The organism is uncultured Succiniclasticum sp. (genome assembly GCF_902793885.1).
In the GTDB taxonomy this organism is placed as follows: Bacteria; Bacillota; Negativicutes; order Acidaminococcales; family Acidaminococcaceae; genus Succiniclasticum.
In genome coordinates this window covers 63,512-87,421 of sequence record NZ_CADBFF010000001.1, presented here as the reverse complement: position 1 = coordinate 87,421, position 23,910 = coordinate 63,512, and the positions used below count along the sequence as shown (strand labels likewise).

Annotated in this window: 16 protein-coding genes; 2 read left to right on the top strand and 14 right to left on the bottom strand. The window is 54.9% G+C overall.

Annotated elements, in window-relative coordinates:
• Nucleotides 1-2: 2 nt before the first annotated feature.
• From prfA to ispE, 10 genes are all read right to left on the bottom strand, one after another.
• Entirely contained in the window at nucleotides 3-1,070 is a 1,068-nt protein-coding gene (gene prfA / locus QZV31_RS00400; protein WP_093729036.1) for a peptide chain release factor 1, read from the bottom strand.
• Entirely contained in the window at nucleotides 1,064-2,032 is a 969-nt protein-coding gene (locus QZV31_RS00395; protein WP_366508667.1) for a DUF1385 domain-containing protein, read from the bottom strand. Before QZV31_RS00395 ends, prfA begins: the two co-directional genes overlap by 7 nt.
• A gap of 101 nt (nucleotides 2,033-2,133) precedes the next feature.
• Nucleotides 2,134-2,343 (bottom strand): 50S ribosomal protein L31, encoded by a 210-nt coding sequence (rpmE, locus tag QZV31_RS00390; protein ID WP_093729034.1) that lies wholly within the window; start codon nucleotides 2,341-2,343, stop codon nucleotides 2,134-2,136.
• Between the two features lie 54 nt (nucleotides 2,344-2,397).
• Nucleotides 2,398-3,018: an aminoacyl-tRNA hydrolase gene (pth, locus tag QZV31_RS00385; RefSeq protein WP_295356584.1), complete on the bottom strand. Its 621-nt coding sequence runs from the start codon at nucleotides 3,016-3,018 to the stop codon at nucleotides 2,398-2,400.
• Nucleotides 3,015-3,980 carry a polysaccharide deacetylase family protein gene (locus tag QZV31_RS00380; RefSeq protein ID WP_295356581.1) on the bottom strand — a complete coding sequence of 322 codons (966 nt, stop codon included), beginning with the start codon at nucleotides 3,978-3,980 and terminating at the stop codon, nucleotides 3,015-3,017. Before QZV31_RS00380 ends, pth begins: the two co-directional genes overlap by 4 nt.
• Before the next feature lie 227 nt (nucleotides 3,981-4,207).
• Entirely contained in the window at nucleotides 4,208-5,164 is a 957-nt protein-coding gene (locus QZV31_RS00375; protein ID WP_295356578.1) for a ribose-phosphate pyrophosphokinase, read from the bottom strand.
• 172 nt (nucleotides 5,165-5,336) lie between these two features.
• Complete coding sequence (locus QZV31_RS00370; RefSeq protein ID WP_295356576.1) at nucleotides 5,337-6,305, bottom strand: NTP transferase domain-containing protein; 969 nt, start codon at nucleotides 6,303-6,305, stop codon at nucleotides 5,337-5,339.
• Nucleotides 6,306-6,489: 184 nt separating this feature from the next.
• Complete coding sequence (locus QZV31_RS00365) at nucleotides 6,490-7,308, bottom strand: nucleotidyltransferase family protein (RefSeq protein ID WP_295356574.1); 819 nt, start codon at nucleotides 7,306-7,308, stop codon at nucleotides 6,490-6,492.
• Between the two features lie 9 nt (nucleotides 7,309-7,317).
• Complete coding sequence (locus tag QZV31_RS00360) at nucleotides 7,318-8,034, bottom strand: GntR family transcriptional regulator (protein ID WP_093729028.1); 717 nt, start codon at nucleotides 8,032-8,034, stop codon at nucleotides 7,318-7,320.
• Nucleotides 8,031-8,891 carry a 4-(cytidine 5'-diphospho)-2-C-methyl-D-erythritol kinase gene (ispE, locus tag QZV31_RS00355; RefSeq protein ID WP_295356572.1) on the bottom strand — a complete coding sequence of 287 codons (861 nt, stop codon included), beginning with the start codon at nucleotides 8,889-8,891 and terminating at the stop codon, nucleotides 8,031-8,033. Before ispE ends, QZV31_RS00360 begins: the two co-directional genes overlap by 4 nt.
• A 328-nt stretch (nucleotides 8,892-9,219) precedes the next feature.
• On the opposite strand from ispE, the gene QZV31_RS00350 reads away from it, so the two are divergent.
• The gene (locus QZV31_RS00350; protein WP_093729027.1) at nucleotides 9,220-10,128 is read left to right on the top strand and encodes a YitT family protein; all 909 of its coding nucleotides are present in this window, start codon (nucleotides 9,220-9,222) and stop codon (nucleotides 10,126-10,128) included.
• 206 nt (nucleotides 10,129-10,334) lie between these two features.
• Here the strand turns inward: QZV31_RS00350 and ftsH are convergent, their stop codons facing one another.
• The gene (ftsH, locus tag QZV31_RS00345; protein WP_295356568.1) at nucleotides 10,335-12,542 is read right to left on the bottom strand and encodes an ATP-dependent zinc metalloprotease FtsH; all 2,208 of its coding nucleotides are present in this window, start codon (nucleotides 12,540-12,542) and stop codon (nucleotides 10,335-10,337) included.
• 328 nt (nucleotides 12,543-12,870) lie between these two features.
• On the bottom strand, nucleotides 12,871-16,311 hold the full coding sequence (locus QZV31_RS00340; RefSeq protein ID WP_295356565.1) for a pyruvate carboxylase: 3,441 nt from the start codon (nucleotides 16,309-16,311) through the stop codon (nucleotides 12,871-12,873).
• A gap of 379 nt (nucleotides 16,312-16,690) precedes the next feature.
• Here QZV31_RS00340 and QZV31_RS00335 point away from each other — a divergent pair, with 379 nt between their 5' ends.
• Entirely contained in the window at nucleotides 16,691-18,295 is a 1,605-nt protein-coding gene (locus QZV31_RS00335) for a hypothetical protein (protein WP_295356562.1), read from the top strand.
• Between the two features lie 419 nt (nucleotides 18,296-18,714).
• On the opposite strand, the gene mutY is transcribed toward QZV31_RS00335, so the two are convergent.
• A complete protein-coding gene (mutY, locus tag QZV31_RS00330; protein ID WP_295356559.1) occupies nucleotides 18,715-19,986 on the bottom strand; it encodes an A/G-specific adenine glycosylase in 1,272 nt (423 codons plus the stop codon).
• Nucleotides 19,956-23,750, bottom strand: a complete 3,795-nt coding sequence (locus QZV31_RS00325) for an autotransporter domain-containing protein (protein WP_295356557.1) — start codon at nucleotides 23,748-23,750, stop codon at nucleotides 19,956-19,958. Before QZV31_RS00325 ends, mutY begins: the two co-directional genes overlap by 31 nt.
• Nucleotides 23,751-23,910 lie beyond the last annotated feature (160 nt).

Here is a 23,910-nt window from a genome sequence, read left to right as displayed (position 1 = left end):
TTTTATTTCACCTGCTGTAATTTTTCCGCCTGGCTCGCTGTCACCAGTGCATCCAGCAGCTCCGACAGGTCCCCGTTCACGATAGCGTCCAGTTTGTGCAGCGTCAGGCCGATCCGGTGATCGGTAACCCGCCCCTGGGGATAATTATAGGTACGGATCCGCTCACTGCGGTCCCCGGTGCCCACCTGACTCTTCCGTTCCGCCGCTTCCGACTGCTGCTGTTCCTGCTGCTTCATCTCCAGAATACGGGAGCGCAGCACCCGCAGGCATTTTTCCCGGTTCTTCAGCTGGGACTTTTCATCCTGGCACTGGGCCACGATCCCCGTGGGGATATGGGTCATACGCACCGCGGACTCCGTCTTGTTCACATACTGTCCGCCAGCGCCCCCGGCCCGGTAGGTATCGATCCGGATATCCTCCATGCGGATATCCACGTCCACCTCTTCCGCCACCGGCAGCACCGCCACCGTACAGGTAGAGGTATGGATCCGCCCCTGGGATTCCGTTTCCGGTACCCGCTGCACCCGGTGCACGCCGCTTTCAAACTTCATACGGCCATAGACTCCGGCGCCGGAGATCTGGGCTACCACTTCCTTAAAACCGCCCAGCTCCGTAGGGTTGGAATCCATCAGTTCCACGGACCAGCCCATGGTGTCCGCATACCGGGTGTACATGCGGAACAAAACCTCCGCAAACAAGGCCGCCTCTTCCCCGCCGGCCCCGGCCCGGATCTCCAGAATGATATCCTTGTCGTCGTTGGGGTCCCCGGGCAAAAGCAGCAGGGTCAGTTTCTTTTCATAGTCCTCCAGCACCGGCTTTAACGATTCCGCTTCTTCCCGGGCCATCTCCGCCAGTTCCGGATCGCTGTTCTCTTCCGCCACAGCCATGTCGTCATCGTACAGGGCTTTCTGCTCTTTATACTCCCGGTAGACCGTTACGATCTCCTGCAGTTTGGCATGGGCCTTTGCGTATTTTAAATACTGTTCCGGGTCGGAAACCACATCCGGGTCAGACAGCTTCGCTTCCAGATCCAGATATTTTTCTTCTACCCCGTGTAATTTTTCTAACATGTCTTTTCCTCACAGGAGACCGGCACGGACACCGTCTCCGCCATTGCCGGCGCCTGCAACGCGATAGCGTCCGGCACCTGCATCTCCACTTTCTGCAATTCCTCTTCCGGCAGCACCGCCTTCACGGAAGCAATGGCCACCTCGATCATCTCGTCGTCCGGTTCCCGGGTGGTGAGCTTCTGCAGCAGCAGCCCCGGCAGGATCATCCGGTGCACCCAGGGTTTGTCGTTATTCTTTCCGGCAAAGCGGATCAGCTCGTAACTGATGCCCGCCACCACCGGCATTAACACGATCCGGGACAGGATCCGTTCCGCCAGGTTGGGCCAGCCCAGAAAGGCAAAAATAAAGATGCTGATCAACATGACGATCATCAGGAAGTTGGTGCCGCAGCGGGGGTGCAGCCGGGGAAAGGTCCGCACGTTTTCCACCGTCAGGGGCATGCCCGCTTCGTAGGTGAAGATCGTCTTGTGCTCCGCCCCGTGGTACTTGAACACCCGCTGGATATCTTCCATAGAAGATATGGCGGCAATATAGACAAGAAAAATGCCCATGCGTAAAAAGCCTTCCGCCAGATTCAGGGTCAGGCTGCTTTGGGTCCACTGCTGCAGATAGCGCATGGACCAGGTGGGAATGGCAATAAAAAGACCGACAGCCAGGGCCACGGACACCACCATGGTCAGGGCCATCTCCTTGTCGTCCATCTGCTCATCTTCGTCGCCGGAGACCTGGGCGGAATAGCTGAGGGCCTTCATGCCCATCACCAGAGATTCCACCAGGGCCACCACGCCCCGGAGCAGCGGTTTTTTTAAAATCGGATACCGGTCGGAGATACTGTTGACCGGTTTTACATCCACGTCGATGGTACCGTCCGCTTTGCGAACTGCTACCGCCACGTCTTTGGGACCGCGCATCATCACGCCTTCGATGACCGCCTGTCCGCCAATACTCAGTTTAGCCATAATTGATTTATATGTTTATCAGACAAGACCGGGAAGCGCTTGCCGGAACAAGTTCCCCCATATACAACTACAGCAGAGCCTAAGCTCTGCTGTGTGAGTTGCTTTTATTTGCTTTCTACATTGTAACGCTTGTTGAATTTTTCGATACGGCCGCGGGCTGCTACGTTGCGCTGCTGACCGGTATAGAAGGGATGGCATTTGCTGCATACGTCCACGCGCAGCTCCGGTTTGGTGGAGCCGGTGGTGAAGGTGTTGCCGCAGCCACAGGTTACTTTGCAGTCAGTATAAAATTTCGGATGGATTTTTTCTTTCATTTCTATGCACCTCTTTTTTTATTTGCATTAATATTACCCGACATTAATGCTTCACTATAATATCACACTCTTTTGCAGAGTGCAAGTAGCAGTTTTAGATTTTTTTTTGGTATTGAACTGTTGCATCACTTTGCTTAAGTCGCCGTCTTCTTTCAGCCACAGTTCCAGAGCGTCAGCCATTTTTTTCACGGCATCTTCAATGAGCTGTTTATCGTCGCCGGCAAATGGCTGCAGCACGTGGCTGATCACTGCCTGCTGTTCATGGACCGGGTGACCGATGCCCAGCCGGAACCGGGGAAAGGCGTCCGTCCCCAGGTTGCTGATAATGGATTTGATCCCGTTATGGCCGCCGCTGGATCCGTTCTTCCGGATCCGGATGGTTCCCAGTGGCAAATCCATATCGTCATGGACCACCGCCACGTCTTCCGGGGCGATATTATAGAAGTGAGCCCAGGGGCCCACGGCGTTGCCGCTTAAATTCATATAGGTCGTCGGCTTCAGCAGAAATACTTTTTCCGGCGCCCGGTATTCCACAAACATGGCGTTCCGGTCCGTTCGCCAGCTTCCTTCCAGATTCCAGCGATGGGCCAGCTCGTCCGCCACCATAAAACCGATATTATGCCGGGTCTTATCGTACTCTTTGCCGATATTCCCCAGTCCCGCAATAATTTTCATCTGATTTTCTCCTGATATTCTTCCAACGATACCAAATGATACCCTTTTTCCTGCAGGCTGTCAATGAGGGGAGCCACTGCGTCCACCGTGGCCTGCCGGGACGCTTTGTAACCGGGGCTGTCCCCGTCGTGCAGCAGCACGATGGATCCGTCTTCTGCTTTGTCCATGACCCGGCGATAAATTTCCTGACTGTCAATCCCCGTCCAGTCCCGGGGAATCACAGACCAGTTGACCACCGTCAGGTTCTGCGCTGCCGCGGTTTCCATCACCGAAAAATCCCGGAACCCGTGAGGGGGCCGCCAGTACACCGGATCTTTTCCGGTGATAGCGTGCAGTACAGCTTTGCCCTGCTCCAGATCCTTCCGTTTTTCTTCTTCCGTCAGCTTCAGGAAGTCCCGGTGCCGAAAGGCGTGCAGTCCCACCGTATGTCCTTCCGCCGTCATGCGCCGCACCAGTTCCGGATATTGCTGCGCCTGCTCCGCCACCAGAAAGAACGTGACATGAATCTTTTTTGCTTTTAACAAATCCAGCAGGCGGTCGGTATAGGGCGGATAGGGGCCGTCGTCAAAGGTCAGGGCAATAAATCTGTCTGACAACATAGCCGGAGAAGAGGATTCTCCACTTTCCGGAACAGACTTTTGCGCCACCGGTCCGGACAGCCTTTCGGATGCAGTCACAGAAGTTTTGGCTGCAGGGTTTCCCGTCACGCCATTGTTCACTGCTGTGCCCTGTAACGGCAGAGCATGCTTTCCACTGACCTGCAAATCCGTCAGCCGGTTCACCGTTTTCCCGTACCCGTTGCCAATCGGATACACTGCCGCCGCCAGCGCGCCGGAACCTGCCAGCAGGCAGACTGCGGAAACCAGCACCGCCATTTTCCGGGAAATTTTACCGCAGCGCCCCATCCAAAGCAAAATCAAGGCTGCCAGATAAAACGCTCCCAAGATACATAACACACGCATAAACACTACCTTTGCAAGAAGAACACCGATTCACTGTATTTGCATAACTGCCGGCACGCAAAAGCACGAAGCAGACGCGTAAACAAATGAATCACGTTTCCCTTGATTACTAAAAATACGAAAGGCTCCGCATACCATGACACGGAGCCTGAGAAAACCGAATCCTACGAAAACACCGGTCCGTAAACCGGACCCATGGGTACCTTACATTAAGAAACTTCCTGTCCTTACACTTCTTCAAACAGCTGGCTTACGGACCAGTCGTTGTAGATGCGCAGCATGGTCTCTGCCAGAATCGGGGCAATGGACAGCACCTTGATCTTGGGGTGTTTTTTCTCCGGCGTCAGCGGGATGGTATTGGTCACTACCAGTTCCGTAATTTCCGAAGCGGCGATACGGCTGATAGCCGGAGCGGTCAGGATGGGATGGGTGCAGCAGGCATAAACTTCCCTGGCCCCAAACTTCTTCAGCGCCTTGGCCCCTTCTGTCAGGGAACCAGCTGTATCTACCATATCGTCCACCATGATGGCCGTCTTGCCTTCTACGCTGCCGATCAGGTTCATGACTTCCGCCACACCCGGTTCCGGACGGCGTTTATCAATAATGGCCAGACCGCAGCTCAGACGTTCCGCAAACACACGGGCACGGCTTACGCCGCCCAGGTCAGGGGAAACCACGATCATATCCTTCAGGTCTTTCTGTTTAATGTAATCTGCCAGAACCGGCGCAGCCGGCATATGATCCAACGGGATGTTGAAGAAGCCCTGGATCTGGGCCGCATGCAGGTCGATGGTCAGCACCCGGGTGATGCCTGCGCACTGCAGAATATCCGCCATCAGCTTGGCCGTAATGGGTTCACGGCCCCGGGCCTTGCGATCCTGACGGGCGTAACCATAAAAGGGGATCACCGCAATGATATGATTGGCGGAGGCGCGCTTGAACGCATCAGCCATGATCAGCAGTTCCATGACATTGTCATTGACAACGGGTCCGCATGTAGGCTGGACAATAAATACATCTTTGCCGCGAACGCTCTCGTTGATCATGGCCTGCACTTCGCCGTTGTTGAACCGGTTGATGACCGCATCGCCTAACGTGGTTCCCAGATAGGCCGCGATTTCCCGTGCCAGGTCCGGATTTGCGTTGCCTGTAAAAATCCTGAATTTGTCTTCATTTGCCAACATTTTGGACTTCCTCCCCTGTTTTTCATGGATTTCTGAAATGACTTGCCGCAAATTACTGTTTTAAAATTCCCTATTTAGTATATACCAAATCACCCATTTTTCACAAGTATTTTTATTGAGGAAAAAACGGGGCAACCCGGTTTTAACTTTTTATAAATAATTTTGTTCTTCTTTATTTGTTTATCTCACAGTCATGGACATGGGTAAATTCTACACGGCAGCCGTCGGCCACCTTCACGTTTTCCAGGCGCACGTTGGGGCCGATCTCGCAGTCCTCCCCGATCACCGTCGCCCCCTGCAGCCAGGTGTTGGGGTAGATCACGGTATCCGGCGCAATTTTTACACTCTTTTCAATGAAAGTGGAAGCCGGATCCATAATGGTCACGCCGTCATCCATGTGCCGTTCCGCGATCCGGCGGCGCATGACGCTTTCCGCCTCGGCCAGCTGGCGGCGGCTGTTGACACCCATGATCATCTCGCTGTCCGCGGTGATCACGCCGCCCACCTTTTTACCCATGGCCCGCAGCTTGGCCAGCACATCCGTCAGGTAATACTCACCCTGGGCGTTATCGTTGCCCAGGGTCCGCAGCACTTCAAACAGCAGCGGCGCTTCCACACAATAGTTCCCGGTATTGATCTCTTTGATCTGCTTCTGCTCTTCGGAAGCATCCTTCTGTTCCACAATGCCGGCCACGTCCCCGTTAGCATCCCGCAGGATCCGTCCGTAACCGAAAGGATCATCCATCAGGGCGGACATAACCGTAGCCGCCGCGCCGGATTTAACATGCTCCGCATAGAACTTTTCCAGTTCATCCGCCTCCAGCAGCGGCGTATCCCCGCACAGGATCATCACCGTGCCGGTAAAATCTTTCAGGGTATCCGCAGCCTGCAGCACCGCATGACCGGTCCCCAGCTGTTCCGCCTGCAGGGCGATCCGGGCCCGGTCTCCCACCAGTTCCCGCACCAGCTCCGCGCCGTGGCCGATCACCACCACGTTATCACGGCAGCCGGCCGCTTCCGCCGCGTCCATCACATGCTCCAGCATGGGGTGCCCGCCCACTTTGTGCAGCACTTTCGGTAATTTGGATTTCATGCGCGTGCCCTTGCCTGCCGCCAGAATTATAGCTGTTAAGTTTGCCATTCTTTCTCTCTCCTCTTTATTGCATATCGAATTTTAATTTCACGGTTTTATGAAAACAGTTTTGTCATCCGCTGCATTTTTATTGCAAACCGAATTTCAGTTGCACATTTTTACAATTTTTTTCGGTTTCTTGTATTTTATGAAATTTTTGTACCGGCTACATTATATAACTATGCTTCTGTAATTACAAATACTTTTCCGCGAGCGGCCACTCCTCCGCCTTATCCAGGTCCGTACCGATGCAGGCATATTCCGTGATCACTGCCCGGCCCCGGTAACCGAACAAGGCGGAGACCTTAGCCTCCACATCCGCCAGGGACAACTGCCGGAACAACAGCTTCACAATAAAAGAAACTCCCAGCCAGGCCGCCAGCTTCAGCGGATTTTTGCGCAGGGCGAACACCTCCTGCATTTTTTCGATACAGCCGGGGAACAGGGAAACGGAAACCAGCGAAACGTTGCCGCCGGTAAAGTCCCCTTCTTTTAAATGAAAGAATGTGCGCCGCAGCGTAGGGTAATCCCGCAGACAGGCCTCTTTCCGGACAATGGCATAGACCCCGTCCGCCTCCGCCGCTTCCGCCCGGGCAATAAAATCATCCAGCGCCTCACCGGTGAGGAAAGGCAGGTCGTCGCAGACGGTCACCACCCTGGTTATATTCTCATGGCCCGGCTGCTCCCGCAATTTTTGTATGGCCGCCGCCGCACATTCCGCCATGCTGCCGTCACAGACACAAAGCAGCAGATCCGGGGCCGCCTGCCGAAACGCATTTACGTGTGCGCTGTGGGTCACCAGGACCACAGACGCCACCCGCCTGCTCTGCCGGACAGCTTCCCGTATATACTCCAGCAGGCGCCGGCCCTTCAACTCCGCCAGCGCCCTGGCCCGCAGTCCCTGTCCCGGCAGGGATACCGTCCCCCCACCGCCGGCCAGGATCACCAGGTCATATGTAAAGAGACGCTGATCAGCCAGCGTCTCCGTTTCTTTTCGCATTTCCGTATTCATTGTCTTCCGTCACTTTTTGGCCCCCAGGGAATTCCGCAGCTCCTCGCCGCCCTTCCGCTCCGACATGGCAATCATCAGCGTCCGCTCCGCATTTTCCAGATGGATGCGGGCCGCTTCCTGACTTTTCTCCACATTCCGGGCCGCAATGCTTTCCACCAGGCGGCGGTGTTCCTCCTGGGTGTCTTTCAGCCGGCCGGGATAGCGCATGGATACGCCCCGGATCACGGTAATCTGCTCCCGCAGGTTGTTGATGATGTTGCGCAGCCGCTCGTTCCGGCTGGCCTTATACAGCACGTCGTGGAATTCGATGTCCGCTTCCACCACTTTGGCCATATCATTTTCTTCGATGGCGTTGCCGACCTTAACCAGCAGGCGCTGCAGTTCCTCCAGCTCCTCATCGCTGATCCGCTCGGCCGCCAGCCCCGCCGCCAGAGTATCCAGACTGATACGGATTTCATACACGTCGTTGATATCCCGGATCGACATATTGGACACATAGGTCCCCCGCCGGGGGATCATCACCACAAAGCCTTCCATCTCCAGCTTGCGGATTGCTTCCCGCACCGGCGTGCGGCTAACGCCCATCTCATCCGCCATCTGTATCTCCATCAGCCGTTCGCCCGGCGCAAACACGCCGTTGATGATCGCGTCGCGGATGTGTTCGCACACCAGCTCCCGCAACGGTTTATAACTGTCCAGACGAATCTGTTCCAGATGTCCGCTCATACACTTTTCCTCCCAACCAGTTCCGCCACCGCTGCTTCCAGACACAGCGACTGCAGTATCCCGGCAATTCGTTCGCCGGCTTCTCTGTTCTTTACAAATCCAAACACGGTAGGACCGCTGCCGCTCATCATGACCGGCTCCGCCCCATACGCCAGCATGTCCTCCCGGATCTCTCCGATTTCCGGGTGCGCCCCTGCCGTCACCGGTTCCAGCACATTGCCCAACCGCCGCAGCACGCCCGGCACATCGCCGGCCCGTACGGCCTGCACCATACCGTCAATATCCGGATGGATCACATTTTTCTGCTTATCAAATTCCCGGTACGCCCAGGGCGTGGAAATCTCCAGCTGCGGTTTTGCCAGCACCAGCTGCAGCGGCGGCAAGTCCGGCAGCGGCGTCAGTATTTCACCCCGGCCGGTGGCCAGCGCCGTTCCGCCCGCTACACAAAAAGGTACGTCAGACCCCAGCTTAGCGCCCAGCCGTTCCAGTTTTTCCGCAGGCAGACCCAGCTCCCAGTACCGGTTCAGGCCCCGCAGGACCGCAGCGGCATCCGTGCTGCCCCCTGCCAGTCCCGCAGTCAGAAAAATCCGTTTTTCAATATGGATATGCACCCGCGGCTCCCGCCGGGCAAACTCTCCCATCAGCACAGCCGCTTTGTACGCCAGGTTGGAAGGACCTCCCTCCAGCTCCGGCCGGTCTGTGGTCACTTCCAGTTCCGGGCTCTCCGTAATGGTTACGGTATCCGACAGACTGACCGTCTGCATCACCATCGCGACCTCGTGATACTTATCCGGCCGCAGCCCCAGTACATCCAGCCCCAGATTAATCTTGGCATATCCTGTTTCCGTCAGTTTCATAAAAGGTTCCCTGTCATTACGGCAAGCAGCGTCGGTCTTATCCAAATCCGTACCACTGCGTTCCGCAAACATAAAAATAATACTGTATACAAAATACCACATGTATTTTAGCATATTTTATGTTTTTTTTAAATATTTGCCGCGGAAAAAAAAGAAACGCGGATCAATTCGTCTGTACACAGCCAGCGAGCGAACCCATTGAAGCTGTGTTTTCCCGAAAGAATTAATCCGCTTCCCCCTGAAAAAACAAATTCAATAAAATTCCTCTTGCATTTTTCCGCCATAGTGGTATGCTAGGTAAGTATTTCATTGCAAGGAGTATTATATAATGAATAAACAGTTAAAACGTTACCTGACCATCACCCTGGGGACCTGCATCTCCGGCGTAGCGCTGAATGCGTTCTTCCTGCCCCACCACCTATTAAGCGGCGGCATCACCGGCCTGGGCATGATCCTGTACTACCTGTTCGGCTGGCAGGTCAGCCTGACCAACATTCTCTTCAACATTCCCCTGTTCATCCTGGCCTATAAACTCATGAGCCGCAACTATTTCATCAGCGGCATCTACGGCACCCTGGTCCTGTCCTTCTTCCTGCAGCTGTTCGCGCCGCTGCAGCAATTAACCCAGGTCCACGACCCCATGCTGAGCTGTATCGCCGGCGGCGTGCTCCACGGCATCGGGCTGGGCACCCTGTACCGGGTGGGCGGCAGTACCGGCGGCAGCGACATCATCGGCGCCATCGTCCAAAAATTCTACAGCATCAGCATCGGCACCACCGGTTTCCTGATCAACATCGTACTGCTGACGGCAGGCGCCTTTTTCTTCGGACTGGAACCGGCCCTGTACACCCTCACAGCTTACTTCATCGTATTTAAAGTCTCCAACGCCTTCACCGACGGCTTTGACTTCAAGAAAAATATTATCATCATCAGCGACCGGAACGAAGAAATCGCGGAAGCCATCATCAAAATCGTAGGCCGCGGCGTCACCTACATCGAAGGGGAAGGCGCCTACACCCACCAGCACCGGAAACTGCTGTTCTGCGTGGTCAAACTGACCCAGGTAGCCAAAATCAAACAACTGGTGAAAAAGCTGGACCCCTTTGCCTTCATGATCGTCCAGGACGCCAGCGACGTCTTCGGTCGGGGCTTCACCCAGCGGACCGACCACACCGTACAGCGCCCGCCGGAACTGCGCACCGGCTGGAGCGAAATGGGCGAAGCGGAAAAAATCTAAAACAGTTATTAAAAAAGCGGAGATGATATCCCTTACTCCCCTTTCTCGTTTCACACGTCAAAAGGGGGGTCTTCAGAGATATCGTCTCCGCTTTTTTATCTTTCTTTATAATTTGTTTGTCAAATTTCTTTTTTCTTTCAAATAAAAACTCCCCGAATAGCAGGGAGTTTTTATTTTTACAATTTTACCAAATCGGCAACCACAAACTATTCTTTTTTCTCTTCGTCAGCCGAGCGGAACTCCGCATCGGTGAGACCGCTGTTTTCCTCAACCGTACGGGCTTCCCGTTCTGCTTCCTCCGGGTCCGCTTCCGCCTTACGGATGGCTTCTCGCATTTCCGCGTCCACTTCCGCAATGGTTTTTTCCCGCTCCGGGGGATTCTCCGAAGAAGCAGCTTCCGCCGTCCCGTCCGTCGCTTCCGTTCCCAGGGCGCCGCTTGCCATGCCGGCCGCAGCCGAAGCCGCCGTCCACTGGGCCTGCTTGGCCGCCAGTTCTTCCGCTTCCCGGCGGGCTTTTTCCTCATCCTTCACCCGCTGTTCCGCATTGCGGGATTCGGCTTCTTCCGCCGCTCTCCGCACCGCTTCCACCGGGTCCTCGTTATTCAGCACCGCCATGAATTCCACACCGGTGATGGTTTCCTTTTCCAGCAGGTACGCCGCCAGCCGGTCCAGTTCCTCCCGATGCTCCCGCAAAATAGCCAGAGCCTTCTGGTGTGCTTCCTTAATAATCTCCATGACCTTCACGTCCACCTTCGCCAGGGTGGTCTCGCTGCAGGTCAGGGTAGCGTCGCCGCCCAGATACGCGTTATGGATAGTCTCCATGCCCATCATGCCGAATTCTTCCGTCATGCCGAAACGGGTCACCATGGCCCGGGCCAGACGGGTGGCCTGCTCAATATCGTTGGAAGCGCCGGCGGTCATGTGGTTGAACACCACTTCTTCCGCAGCCCGGCCGCCGGTAAAGGTCACAATCTTGGTAAACAGGTCTTCCTTGGTATAATTCAGCTTCTCCTGTTCGTCCACCTGCATGGTGTAACCCAGGGAACCGTTGGTATGGGGAATGATCGTAATCTTTTCCACCGGGGCGCTGTGGGTCTGGCTGGCCGCTACCAGCGCGTGCCCGATTTCATGATACGCCGTATTCTTCTTTTCCTCTTCGGAAATCACCATGTTCTTGCGCTGATACCCAGCGATGATGATATCCACCGCCTGCTCCAGGTCGGCGTTGGTCACTTTGTCCCGGTTGTTGCGCACGGCACACAGGGCCGCTTCGTTGATGATGTTGGCCAGTTCCGCGCCGCTGGCGCCGGGGGTGGAGCGTGCAATCTTCTTCAGGTCCACATCGTCCTGCATCTTCACGTCTTTGGCATGAACTTTCAGGATCGACTCACGTCCGTTCACATCCGGCAGTTCCACCGGAATCCGGCGGTCAAACCGGCCCGGACGCAACAGAGCCGCGTCCAGGGATTCCGGACGGTTGGTAGCCGCCAGGATGATGACGCCCTTGCTGCCGTCAAAACCGTCCATTTCGGACAGCAGCTGGTTCAGGGTCTGCTCCCGTTCATCGTTGCTGCCGAAGGCGCCGCTGTCACGCTTTTTGCCGATGGCATCGATTTCGTCGATAAACACAATACAGGGAGCCTTTTTCTGGGCTTCCTTAAACAAGTCACGGACACGGGCCGCGCCCATGCCGACAAACATTTCAATAAATTCGGAACCGGAAATGCTGAAGAAGGGCACCCGGGCTTCCCCGGCGATGGCCTTGGCCAGCAGCGTCTTACCGGTGCCGGGAGGGCCAACCAGCAACGCGCCCTTCGGCATGGTAGCGCCGATGGAGGAATACTTGCCGGGATTGTGCAGGAAGTCCACCAGTTCCACCAGCGCTTCCTTGGCTTCGTCCTGTCCGGCCACGTCCGCAAAGGTGACGCCGGTCTGGGCCTGCATATACACCTTGGCATTGCTCTTGCCAAAGTTACCCATGCCGCCAAAGCCCTTGCCGCCCATGTAGCGCATGATCAGCTGGCCAATGATAAAGAAGAACAGGATTGGCAGGATCCAGTTATAGAATATGCTTTCCAGCGGTCCGCTTTCCTTGGGGATGACCTGAGAAAAGGTCACCTTGCTTTTCATCAGCTTTTCTACCAGCTGATTGTCGTCTACCCGGCCGGTGACATAAATCTTTTTATCCTCCGGGTCCTTGGCCGTAGCAGCGATCCGCTTGTCGCTGATCTCCACCTTGCCGAACTTGCCCTCGTCCACCATCTGGATAAAGGCATCATAGGACAGATCGGACACCTTGGTCTTGAACATGGCGGGGAACACCCAGGTGTTCAGAGCCATGAGCACCACCATGGCCAGGATGTAGTAATAGTAAAGAGGCCGTCTGCCGTTGTTATTGTTGTTGTTATTGTTCATAAATCTATTTCACCTCGCAGCTGCAGTACAGTTTTTCATAGCAGTTTTTTCATAGTAACATGATAGTATATTCTATCGCGAAAGCACAGCCTTGGCAATATGCCGTGGGTGAAATAATTGAAAAATAAATAACCCGGCTAATGCCATCTTCATAGCGCGGCGCAAACGCTTCGGTGCCTGGCTTCGCTGCGTGCCGTTGGCACGGGGCTTAGAAGCCTGCGGTTCAGTTTGTTTTGCGTGGCTGAGAATACTGCGTGTATTTCTCTTCCTCGCGCCCTCCGGGAGTGCGCCGCTTATTCAGATGGTATCAGGCCGGGTAATAATGTTTTTAATTCTTCGAATCAATCTCCAGCAGGCAGTCCCCGCTCTCAATGCGGCTGCCGGCCTGAACATGGATCTGGCCGATGATACCGCCGATAGGCGCCGCGATGGTGGTTTCCATCTTCATGGCCTCCGTGACCAGCAGCGGCGTTCCCTTGGTTACACTCTGGCCCTTTTCCACCAGCAGCTTCACCACGGAACCGGACAGGGTGGCCCCCACTTCATCCGGATTGCTCTTGTCCGCTTTCTTGCGGGCCACGTTTTCCGTCTTCACATTCTTGTCGAAGATCTCCAGCTCACGGGGCATACCGTTAAATTCAAAGGACACGGTGCGCTTGCCGTTTTCGTTAGGCTCGCTGATGTGGATCAGTTTGATGATGACCACTTTGCCCTTTTCGATTTCCACATCCACTTCCTCGCCGACAGTCATGCCGAAGAAGAAGGTCGGTGTATCCAGCACGCTTACGTCGCCGTATTCCTCGCAGCGGGTCACCCACTGTTTGAACACATCGGGATAGAGGCAATAAGAGGAAACCGCTTCGTCCGTGGTAGGCGCGTTCATGGCTTCCAGTTTTTTCCGTACCTCTTCAAAATCAACGGGAGGCAGCACCGCGCCGGGACGCTGGGTAATAGGTTTCTTTCCTTTCAGCACGATCTTCTGCAGCCGTTTCGGGAACCCGCCGTAAGGTGTGCCGATACGGCCTTCAAAGAACTCGATGACGGATTTCGGGAAGTCCATGGTATCCCCTTTGGCATACACATCCTCTTCCGTAATCTCGTTCTGCACCATGTACAGGGTCATGTCGCCGACAACTTTGGAAGAAGGCGTAACCTTGATCACATCGCCGAACATCATGCTGACGCGGTGATACATGTCCTTGATATCTTCCCAGCGGTCCAACAGCCCCAGGGCAGCAGCCTGCTGCTTCAGGTTGGTGTACTGCCCGCCGGGCATCTCATGCACATAGACTTCCGGGTTGGGGAAGTTTTCGGTTTTGTCCGCCGCTTTGTAATAGGGACGGATGGTCTCCCAGTACCGGGAGAATTCGTTCAGCGCGTCCACGCTCAGCTTGGGCTGACGGGGATGTCCTTCCAGGGCATAATACAGACTGGAGGCCGAAGGCTGGGCGGTCCCGTTGCTCATGGCGCTCATGGCCACGTCCACGATATCCACCCCGGCGTCGATGGCCCGGGCATAGGTGTAAATGGTGTTGCCGCTGCCTTCGTGGCTGTGCAGATGGATGGGCACCGTCACCGCATCCTTCATGGCGCTGATCAGTTCATAGGCAGCCTGGGGTTTCAAAAGGCCGGCCATATCCTTGATAGCGATGATGTTGGCCCCGGCCCGTTCCAGTTCCTTGGCCATATCCACAAAATACTTCAGATTATATTTATCCCGTTCCGGATCCAGAATGTCCCCGGTGTAGCACAGGGCCGGTTCCGCCACTTTGTTGCACTCCCGCACCGCTTCAATGGACAGGCGCATGTTGTCCAGGCTGTTCAGGGAGTCGAAGATACGGAACACGTCCACGCCGTTCTTGGCGGACAGGCGGATAAACTCTTTTACCACGTTATCCGGATAGCTGGTGTAGCCGACCGCGTTGGCGCCCCGCAGCAGCATCTGGAACAGTACGTTGGGGGCCGCTTCCTTAAATTCCTGCAGCCGCCGCCAGGGGCTTTCGTCCAGGAACCGGTAGGCCACGTCGAAGGTAGCGCCGCCCCAGCACTCAAAGGAGAACAGCTCCGGCAGTTTGCCGGCGGTGTCTTTAATGACCCGCAGCATGTCCGCCGTGCGCAGGCGGGTGGCGAACAGAGACTGGTGGGCGTCACGGAAGGTAGTATCCGTCAGCAGCACTTCCTTCTGCTCCTGTACCCACTTCGCCAGCCCTTCCGGCCCTTTGGCGTCCAGGATCTGTTTCGTGCCGGCTGGCAGTTCACCGGTGAAAGGCTTGGGCATATTCATGGGCGCAAATTCCGGTTTGGGTACCACGCCCACATTGGCGTAGCCGTTTACCGTAATGTCCCCAATATAATGCAGCAGTTTGGTGCCACGGTCCCGGCCTTCCGGGAAATGGAACAGCTCCGGCGTCTCGTCCAGGAAATTGGTGGTATAGGTACCGTTGATAAAATGCGGATGCTGCAGCAGGTTTTCCAAAAATGCGATGTTGGTCTTCACGCCGCGGATACGGAACTCCTTCAGGCAGCGCAGCATCTTGGTCACTGCGATGGTATGGTTCAGACCCCAGGTGGTGGCCTTAACCAGCAACGAATCATAGTACGGGGTGATGACGGAACCCGTGAAGGCATTGCCCGCGTCCAGACGGATGCCCATGCCGCCGCCGCTGCGGTAGGCGATGAGCTTGCCCGTATCCGGCATGAAATTGTTCAGCGGGTCTTCCGTAGTGATACGGCACTGGATGGCTTCGCCCCGGATGCCGATCTTGTCCTGCTCCGGAATGCCCACTTCCGGGCTGTGGATACCGTAGCCCTCCGCAATGCGGATCTGGCTCTGGACGATATCGATCCCCGTAATGGCTTCCGTAACGGTATGTTCCACCTGGATACGGGGGTTTACTTCAATAAAATAGAATTCGTCGTCAGCGGTAACCAAAAATTCCACGGTGCCGGCGCTGATGTAATCCACATTTTTCATCAGCTTCACCGCCGCGTCGCAGATCCGCTGCCGCAGTTCCGGCTTCACGAAAGTGGCCGGAGCCATCTCCACCACCTTCTGGTGACGGCGCTGCACGGAGCAGTCGCGCTCGTACAGGTGCACGATCTCGCCCTGTTCGTCCCCCAGAATCTGCACTTCAATATGTTTCGGGTCTTTCAGATATTTTTCCAGATAAATTTCATCGTTGCCAAAAGCTTTCAGCGCTTCGGACTTGGCCAGGGCATAAGCGGTATCCACTTCCTCCGGGGAATTGACCGCGCGCATGCCGCGACCGCCGCCGCCGTTGACCGCCTTGATCAGCAGCGGATACCCGTACTTTTCGCCGAAAGCCCGCACGTCTTCCACGGAAGAAATGGGACCATCGCTGCCGGGGATCATGGGAATGTCCGCCAGCTTCGCCTGGGCACGGGCATTGACCTTATCGCCGAACATGATCAGGTGTTCCACCCGGGGACCGATAAAGATGAACCCTTCTTCGGCGCAGCGTTTGGCCAGCTCGGCATTTTCCGAAAGGAACCCGTAACCGGGATGGATGGCGTCCACGTCATGCTCATGGGCGATCCGCATGATATCCTCAATATCCAGATAGGCTTCCACCGGGCCCTTGCCCCGGCCTACCAGATAGGCTTCATCGGCTTTATTGCGATGCAGGGATAAGGTATCCTCTTTGGAAAAAATCGCAATGGTGTGAATCCCCAGCTCGTTACAGGCGCGGAACACGCGGATGGCAATTTCGCCCCGGTTCGCAACTAAAACCGTCTTAATCTTTCTCATCTTGTCTCCTCCTTGGAATGTGCAGGCATTTTGTCGGGAAACGAGGTCCTGCTGCTGAAAACGGCAGAGTAAACCGGCGCTCCCTCCGATATGTGGCTCTATTGTATTATAAGAGATTTACAAATTCAACCGTTTCAAGCCATGTATACATTATTCTTGTAAATTATGTGAAATCTTAAAACGGCTCTTGCATGAAAGCAAATTGTGATATAATATGCTGTAATGTAAAATATTTCTATAATAATGGCAGGATTGTCCGGGAAGAAATATCCGGACCCTTTGGGAATATGCATCCGAATCACCCGGCATCGCCCCATTACCAATTGTACCTGTATCCTGCTTTTCTCTGAACAAAACACGATGCAACTGAGGTTACAAAATGTCTTCCAATAAAGAAATCACCAATACAACTACAGATTACCAAAGCCTCTACCTGTATGTGGTGGAACACATAGACAGCAAGGGGAACTACGACGCTTCCCCCCTGCCGGACAATCTGATGCGGGAATATACCTACGGCACCGAGGACGCCGCCATGTTCCGGTCCAAAACCGAAGACGGCGACATGGAACAAGCCAAAGATATCTACCTGCTGCTGAAGGCCTGGCTGAAAAATCCCACCCAGAAAACCAAAAATAATCTGTATGAGAAAGTCTACACCACGCCCATCATCACAGTATTTTTTGCCCTGGCCGGCCAGCTTCGCGGCGAAAAGCTCAGCTACGACCTGCTGCATCTGGCCCAGGAATGGTTCTACACCGCCAAGGACCGGGAAGCGGTCAAGTTCGCCTACCTGATCTGCGGGCTCATCGGCCTGGACCAGGTACGCAAGTCCTTTTCCGAGCATCTGTACAACGACCTGTTCACCATGGCCCGCTGCGAGGAGTTTACCATTTTCCTGTGCATGGCCTGTCAGTTAAGCGAAATCCGCCCGCAGAAAGAACTGTGGTTCCTCGCCCGGCATACAAGGGGCTGGGGCAGGGCCATCACCCTGCTGTTGCTGCAATACAGAACCCCGGCCCAGCGTCTCTGGCTGCTGAAAAATGGGCTGGAACTGCGGGTCTTCTGGCCGCCCCTGTCGCCGGTCATCATCAGGGAAAGCCAACTGCCGCAGCTGCTGCAGCAGGAAGAAATTCCGGAAGATATCTATCTGGCCGCCGCCAACGTCATCATCACCTATCTGATTTTCCTGCTCCCCGACCGGGACCCGGCGGAGGATAACATCGAGAACTCGATGATACCGTCGCTGCATATTCCGTTGGAGCTGTTGCTGCAGGATTTCCTGCGGCATGCGGAAACCTACGCCAAAACGCCGCGGAACCTGCTGACCATCTTTGCCGTCAAGGACCGGCTGGAAGTACTGGCCGCCGAAAAAAAAGGAGCCGTCCTCACCGCCAACGCAGCCCAGCTGCTGATTGGCAAGTGCGACAGCCTGATTTTTTACAAAGACTGGGAACCGGAGATCCGGTCTTCCCTGTTCGACCGCAACGGCAGACTGAATGCGGAGATCGTGGACTTTGCCGCCGATCTGGATATTGACATCTGGCCAGATGTGATCAAGTTCTACAATGAGCATCCGAAGGATCAGACCGCTCTTCGCTACCTGATGTTTGCGGAAGCCGGCGGCGACGAGAAGCGGATCGATACCCGGCGCCATCTGTTCCTGGACTGCGCCGAGGCCCATCTGCGGCAGTACATGGAAGATGAAAACCTGCTGGTCAATTTTGCCAATTACCTGCGGGATTACCCCGGGGAAGGAGAACCGCTGCTGCAGGCCTGCCTGACTTCTATTTACGAGCACGCTATCGGCATGGCGGCCCTGTCGGTATCCGCCTGGCCCCGGGACAAGGTGCCCGTGGAACTTAAGAAGGCCGTGATCCAGGCGATGCAGCTGAACCAGAATCCGTTTATCGGGATGGTGCTGCAGTCGATTATTGATGAACGGGAGCCGGGACCGGTGGAGTTTGAGCAGGGGGACATATAGTCACGTTGCAGGGAAACCCGCCTCCCACTCCTCTGTACGCCGCGCATCGCTTCGCTCAGCGTGGCTTCCCTCGTCGACTGGGACCCTCACGGGTTGCCCCGTCAACGCTCAACAATATCTTAAAGTAACATTTCAATAAGACAAATACAAAATAAAAGCGTGCAGGGTTTCGCAAACCTGTGCATGTTTGTGATTCCATGGATTTATGCGCCTGTGGCTTCGAAACTCGGAATCGTGTTGAAAAGGCAACCCGCCTCCCACTCCTCTGTACGCCGCGCATCGCTTCGCTCAGCGTGGCTTCCCTCGTCGACTGGGACCCTTCCGGGTTGCCTTTTCAACGCTCAACGCAATTACACAAACGTGCACAATGGTTTGTTCAATCCCTGCACGCTTTTATTTTTATCTGTCTTTTTATAAAACTATTTTGTTGTTGGTTCATTCCCGTCCCGAAGGATACGGTTATGGGGTCCCGCCAGGTTATAATCCTCCAGTTCTGCCATCGGAACCCAGCGCCAGTCGGTCGGAAGTGTTGCCGCATCCGGATTGGGTGTAAATCGATCTTCCGGATCCGTTTTGCGGGTTTGTTTCGCAGCAGTTGCCTGCGCACATTTACCTGTTACCGTCGCTGCCTCTGCTGTATAAACCGCCATTTGCCAGATTTTATGAGAAAAGACATGCCGGATCTTCCGGACCCTTCGGGATATGTTTCCGACAGCGACTCCCATTCCCGACAGCAAAGCAGTCAGCGCTTCCCTTCCCTGCTCACCTTCTCCCGCACAGTTGGGGAATTCCCACATGCCTGCCAGCAACCCTTTGGACGGACGCTGGTGAAGAAGGTAAAATGTAGCAGCTTCTGTTGGAATGCCTGCCTGATCCCTACGACCATTGCAGCACGATTGCATCGGTTTATCCTGCACCGCTTCTTCCTTCCTCAGTTTCACCACAAACACCGTAATAGGTTCCACCGGAACTTCCTTCTTCGTGATCCGCAGGGGAATCTCATTTTCCTTCCCTGCCTTTTTCGCCAGGCACACCCCAACCAGCGGGCACACTTCACAGCGGGGCTGCCCCGGAATACAAACGGTAGCGCCCAAGTCCATCAAGGCCTCATTGAAATCCCCGGGACGTGCGGCATCCTGCCGTGTTTTTACCAGCTCCGTAATTTCTTTTTTCACCTTGGCGGAAAGAATGTTCTCTTCCATATTATAAATGCGTGCAAACACCCGGAGTACGTTGCCGTCCACCGCGGTTTCCTGCTTGCCGTACGCCATGCTGAGGATAGCGCCTGCTGTGTAGTCGCCGATGCCTTTCAGTTTGCGTATCTCTTCCCTGGTTTCCGGCACCCTGCCGCCGTAATGCTCCATGACCTCCCGCACCGCCGTGTGAAGGTTCCGGGCGCGGCTGTAATAACCCAGTCCCTGCCACTGCCGCACCACGTCTTCTTCTTCCGCAGCAGCCAGCGTGGGAATATCCGGGAAGTGTTCCATCCAGTTTGTATAATAGGATTTTACCGCTTCCACCCTTGTCTGCTGCAGCATGATCTCCGAGACCCACACCTTGTACGGATCACGGGGCGATTCCGTCCGCCAGGGAAGCTTTCGTTTGTATTTGTCGTACCACTGCATTAACAGCGGCGTCCAGTCTGAATTCAACAATGTTTTCACCACATTCTCTTTACGGTAATACTGCACGACCAGTCCTTATCATGACTTCCCCGCTGGAAGGTTGCGTCGCCGCCCACCGTCCAGCCTTTGGCTACTTCGGCTTCCCCGCCGATGGACAGCACAAAGTGGGTTTTATCCTGCACGTTCCGCATGTCATAGGTGTTGGCCTGATTACCCATGTAACTGTACCGCAGTTTTGGCTCCGCTCCCGCAAAGGCGTGCTTCACCCCGGCCCGGATGGCATAGCTGCCCCCCGCCAGATACCGTTTGAACTCTACCCCGGCTCCCATGCCGAAGTAATTGTTGTGCTTGCTGTCTACCACCTGATTATATATGCCGGCCCCGTCTTCCCGGTAGCTGTTCTGCCACAGCCGGGATAACTGCGCGTTCACATAGGGACGCACATGCCAGGGCACATTTTTCTCCGCCTGCAGGTCGTACAGGTACTCGCCGCCTAATTCCAGAACGCGGCTGTGGTAATCCGCCCCGGCCGTCAGGCCCAGGTTGGTAATGCCACGGCGCAGCTTGTTCCGCAGCCAGCCATAGTCCAGATACACCAGGCCTTCACTCCTGCCTTTGCTGTATCCGCCGTACAAACCGAACCGCACATCCCGCAGTTCATTGCTGGCAGTGGTGTCGGAAAAACTGGTCTTACTGTATCCGGCAAACACGCCGGCCCGCCAGTTTTTGCCATAAGCCTTGTCCCATCCTAACAGGGTCGCGGTGCTGTGATAATCCGTATCGTTCCGCATATCCCCCCAGTTCTTGCCGAACTTCAGCCAGATATCGTTGTCCGCCGGTTCCAGGGTCCGCAGGGTAACCGGCACCCCTTCATCCTGACTTTCATCCAGATGCTGCACGGGAATGTTGGTTTGCGCCTCTTTCGCCGTAAATGCATCTTTCAGCCGGGAAGACAGCAGATGCTGAATCACCGTACTGCGCTGGGCCAGCGCCATACTTTTCGCCGATGCGTTGGAGGCAATGGAAGACAGGGTTTTCTTTGTTTCTTCAGGCGTCAGAGAAAACAGGGGCCGCATCTCATTCCGGCGGGCGTCGCCTTTGGCCGTCAGGTTATCAAACATCTCCATCATGGCTTCGTAGGTTTCTCCCTGCACCGCATCAACGGCTCCCAGGTTGTTGGCCTCTTTACCGGTCACTACTGCCGTGTTTCCTTCTATTGCGCCAATCTCATCCAGCATGCCAAACTTATAGGGCGCGTTTTGGGTATTCTTCACGGAACCGTAGACCCCATCTGCCTGTACTACGGCAAATGTTTCATCCGGCAGCAAATTTTTCGCAACGATCTGGGCATTATCCAGCATCGCCAGCCCGCTTACCTGAATGGTGCCGGCGCTGCCGCCGGCCACGCCTTGCAAGATACCGTCCGAGAGCAGATTTCCGTTAATGGTCATGGCACTTTCGCTGTTGAGCGCCCCTGCCGTGCCGCAGTTGATGAAAAACCCTTTATCCGTCTCGTTCAATTGGGATGCAAAATCCGGCGCCACCATACGGCTCATATCATGGACCGTATAACTTCCGCCTAACAGCGTGGCGCCCTGAGCCACATACACGCCCACCACGTCCGCCTTGCCGCCGTAGGTCAGCGTACCGCTCTTCACGTTCAGTTTCATGTTGTCCGGGCCGCTGATATTTCCGTTGTATGCCAGGTTCGCCGCAAAATTCAGGTTCGTCACCAGATTGGGAATATAGGCGTCATAGGCATAGCCGTTCTCCCCGGTTTTCCCATTATACTGGATACGCAGCGGTGATTTTATCAGGGTAATGGTCTTTACATTCGGATCGTTCTGATAGGCAGAAATAACTTCCTGTTGGCTTGCCGCAGGCCAGTCCAGAAACTCGCCCAGTTTGACCTCCGGATACTTCTCTTTCAGCCAGTCAGCAAACTCCGGAACTTTTCGCGTCTGTCTGAGCCCGTCATAACTGCCGTCGGTATTGAAATGCTTCCAGTCACTGGTGATGTTCCCGCTGAGGGAGGCCCCTTCCAAAATGTTAATGTTCTGCACAAAAGCGTTTTTTCCGATATAGATTGCGTTCTCCGCGCCGGACAGGGAACCGGTCAGATTGAATTCCCTGACCTGCGGCCCGTTCAGTTCATCCGCCCCCGCATTATATACATTCTCATCCATGTCCGTCAGGTCCGGGTTTTGCGGCATGATAATCGCGCCGTTGTCCTCATTCACACCCCGTTTGTAACGGATATAGGAGCCCCGGTATTCATCAAAGGCGCCGTTAGTGCTGGAGCCGAAATCAAAGCGGACGCCCGTACCGCCCTGCCCGTTGGCAGTCACCGTACCCGCCTGATTCACCACCTGGTCCCGGCCGTAAGCGATCAGGATGCCGTTGCCCCGGAGGCCGTCCGCATAGATGTTCGTGGCCTCGGGAACGATCACCGTGTTCTGCATGCCGTCTACCCGGATACCGGTGGCGCCCGTACCGTTGGTCAGTATGTCCGCCGCCTGGGTCACCGTATTGTTGGATCCGTAGATATGCAGACCGATGCCCAGCGGCACCGTGCTGGGTTTCCCCTGAATATAGGCCGTGCCCTCTTCATTCCGGGCAAAATAGCCCTGGGTGTTGGTAAGGGTTTGCCCGTTCCCGTAAACGGAGTGGCCAAAGAACGCCTCCCGGTCGATGTCATAACCCATGTCCTGCATCAAGGCCAGTTCTACTTCCATAAAAGAAGTATAATTACTGTAAGCACGGTGGCTCATCATACCGGCCGTCTGCAGATGGGAGCCTTCAAACGTATCGCGTTCCCAGCCATTGACGGGAACACCGTTAACGCCGAAGAACGTAGCCCCCGCCAGGGCATCCGTCACATTCGGGCCTATAAAAAAGGCTTTCCCGTTTTTCCCGGAAGCATCTTCCTTTTTAAATCGGTTATTTACAATAAAGAAATCGCTTTCCTTTACACCGGGGTCCGCTTTCTTTTTTTCCGCAAAGCCCGCCGCCGACAGGATTTCCATCCCCGGTTTCGCCGGGTTCAGGTTCTGATCCACCAGATGCAGGTTCCAGGATCTGACATCGGTTACTTGGGAACTAAACCGCGTCATCTCCTCCCCGGTTGCTTTGGAACACTTTACCTCTGAACGGTTCTTTGGTACATAGACATTTCCTTGTTCGTCCAGATAGTCCACCAAATTATAGATACCCAGGGCGTGCCCCAGCTCATGACGGAACGTACCCACAAAATCCGCCGCCTGTTCGTTGGTCGGCAGCACCGTATCGGTGTCCACCCACCAGCCGTCCACCGTTCCCTGGCGGGCCGCCCCCACATACTGGCCTATTAAGATGAGGCTATACCCATAATCTCCCGGAGGCAGTTTATCTGCGTCTTCCTGCATCCGCAGCAGCGATTTTCCGTCCTGCAGCTGCTGCACCACAAAATTAACATTGGTATCGCGGAAATCTCCCTTTTCCTTCGTATGAGAAAAGGTTTTCGCATAGGCATTCTGCACGCCTTCCTGCGTGGTCACAAAAACCTGCCAGGGCTGCCCGTTTTTCACTTTCGCCCCCAGCAGCCCCGTCCAGTAGGCCGTGCCGGATTTTGCCGGTTCAATCAGAGATGGGTCCAGTGTATACTCGGCTTTGTTTACAAAACGCCCAATTCCCTCACCCTTGGTCATTTCCTGTATTTCCACCACCGGTTTTCCATTGTAATACACATATTCCGGCGCTTTTACAAACGCATGGCCGTAGGCGGGCATGGCCAGCAATGCAGCCAGAATGGCTGCTGTCAGCTGCTTTTTTTGTTTTCTGTGAGTGTTCATATAAAAGGTCCCCTCAAAATAAATTTTTGCAACGATTTACAATTATTTATAATTACTTACAATTATTTGCAATTATTTGCAATATTTTGTTTTATCAGATAATTATAGCCTGCTGCACAGCAATAAGTCAATAAAAGCAAAAAGTATGTAGATACGTAAG

Bases quoted from the DNA above. Each gene is read 5' to 3' on its own strand.
- QZV31_RS00350 (WP_093729027.1), top strand. From the start codon at position 9,220: ATGAATAAACAGTTAAAACGTTACCTGACCATCACCCTGGGGACCTGC.
- QZV31_RS00380 (WP_295356581.1), bottom strand. From the start codon at position 3,980: ATGCGTGTGTTATGTATCTTGGGAGCGTTTTATCTGGCAGCCTTGATT.
- QZV31_RS00375 (WP_295356578.1), bottom strand. From the start codon at position 5,164: ATGTTGGCAAATGAAGACAAATTCAGGATTTTTACAGGCAACGCAAAT.
- QZV31_RS00370 (WP_295356576.1), bottom strand. From the start codon at position 6,305: ATGGCAAACTTAACAGCTATAATTCTGGCGGCAGGCAAGGGCACGCGC.
- prfA (WP_093729036.1), bottom strand. From the start codon at position 1,070: ATGTTAGAAAAATTACACGGGGTAGAAGAAAAATATCTGGATCTGGAA.
- QZV31_RS00325 (WP_295356557.1), bottom strand. From the start codon at position 23,750: ATGAACACTCACAGAAAACAAAAAAAGCAGCTGACAGCAGCCATTCTG.
- ispE (WP_295356572.1), bottom strand. From the start codon at position 8,891: ATGAAACTGACGGAAACAGGATATGCCAAGATTAATCTGGGGCTGGAT.
- ftsH (WP_295356568.1), bottom strand. From the start codon at position 12,542: ATGAACAATAACAACAACAATAACAACGGCAGACGGCCTCTTTACTAT.
- QZV31_RS00340 (WP_295356565.1), bottom strand. From the start codon at position 16,311: ATGAGAAAGATTAAGACGGTTTTAGTTGCGAACCGGGGCGAAATTGCC.
- QZV31_RS00365 (WP_295356574.1), bottom strand. From the start codon at position 7,308: ATGAATACGGAAATGCGAAAAGAAACGGAGACGCTGGCTGATCAGCGT.
- rpmE (WP_093729034.1), bottom strand. From the start codon at position 2,343: ATGAAAGAAAAAATCCATCCGAAATTTTATACTGACTGCAAAGTAACC.
- QZV31_RS00335 (WP_295356562.1), top strand. From the start codon at position 16,691: ATGTCTTCCAATAAAGAAATCACCAATACAACTACAGATTACCAAAGC.
- pth (WP_295356584.1), bottom strand. From the start codon at position 3,018: ATGAAAATTATTGCGGGACTGGGGAATATCGGCAAAGAGTACGATAAG.
- QZV31_RS00360 (WP_093729028.1), bottom strand. From the start codon at position 8,034: ATGAGCGGACATCTGGAACAGATTCGTCTGGACAGTTATAAACCGTTG.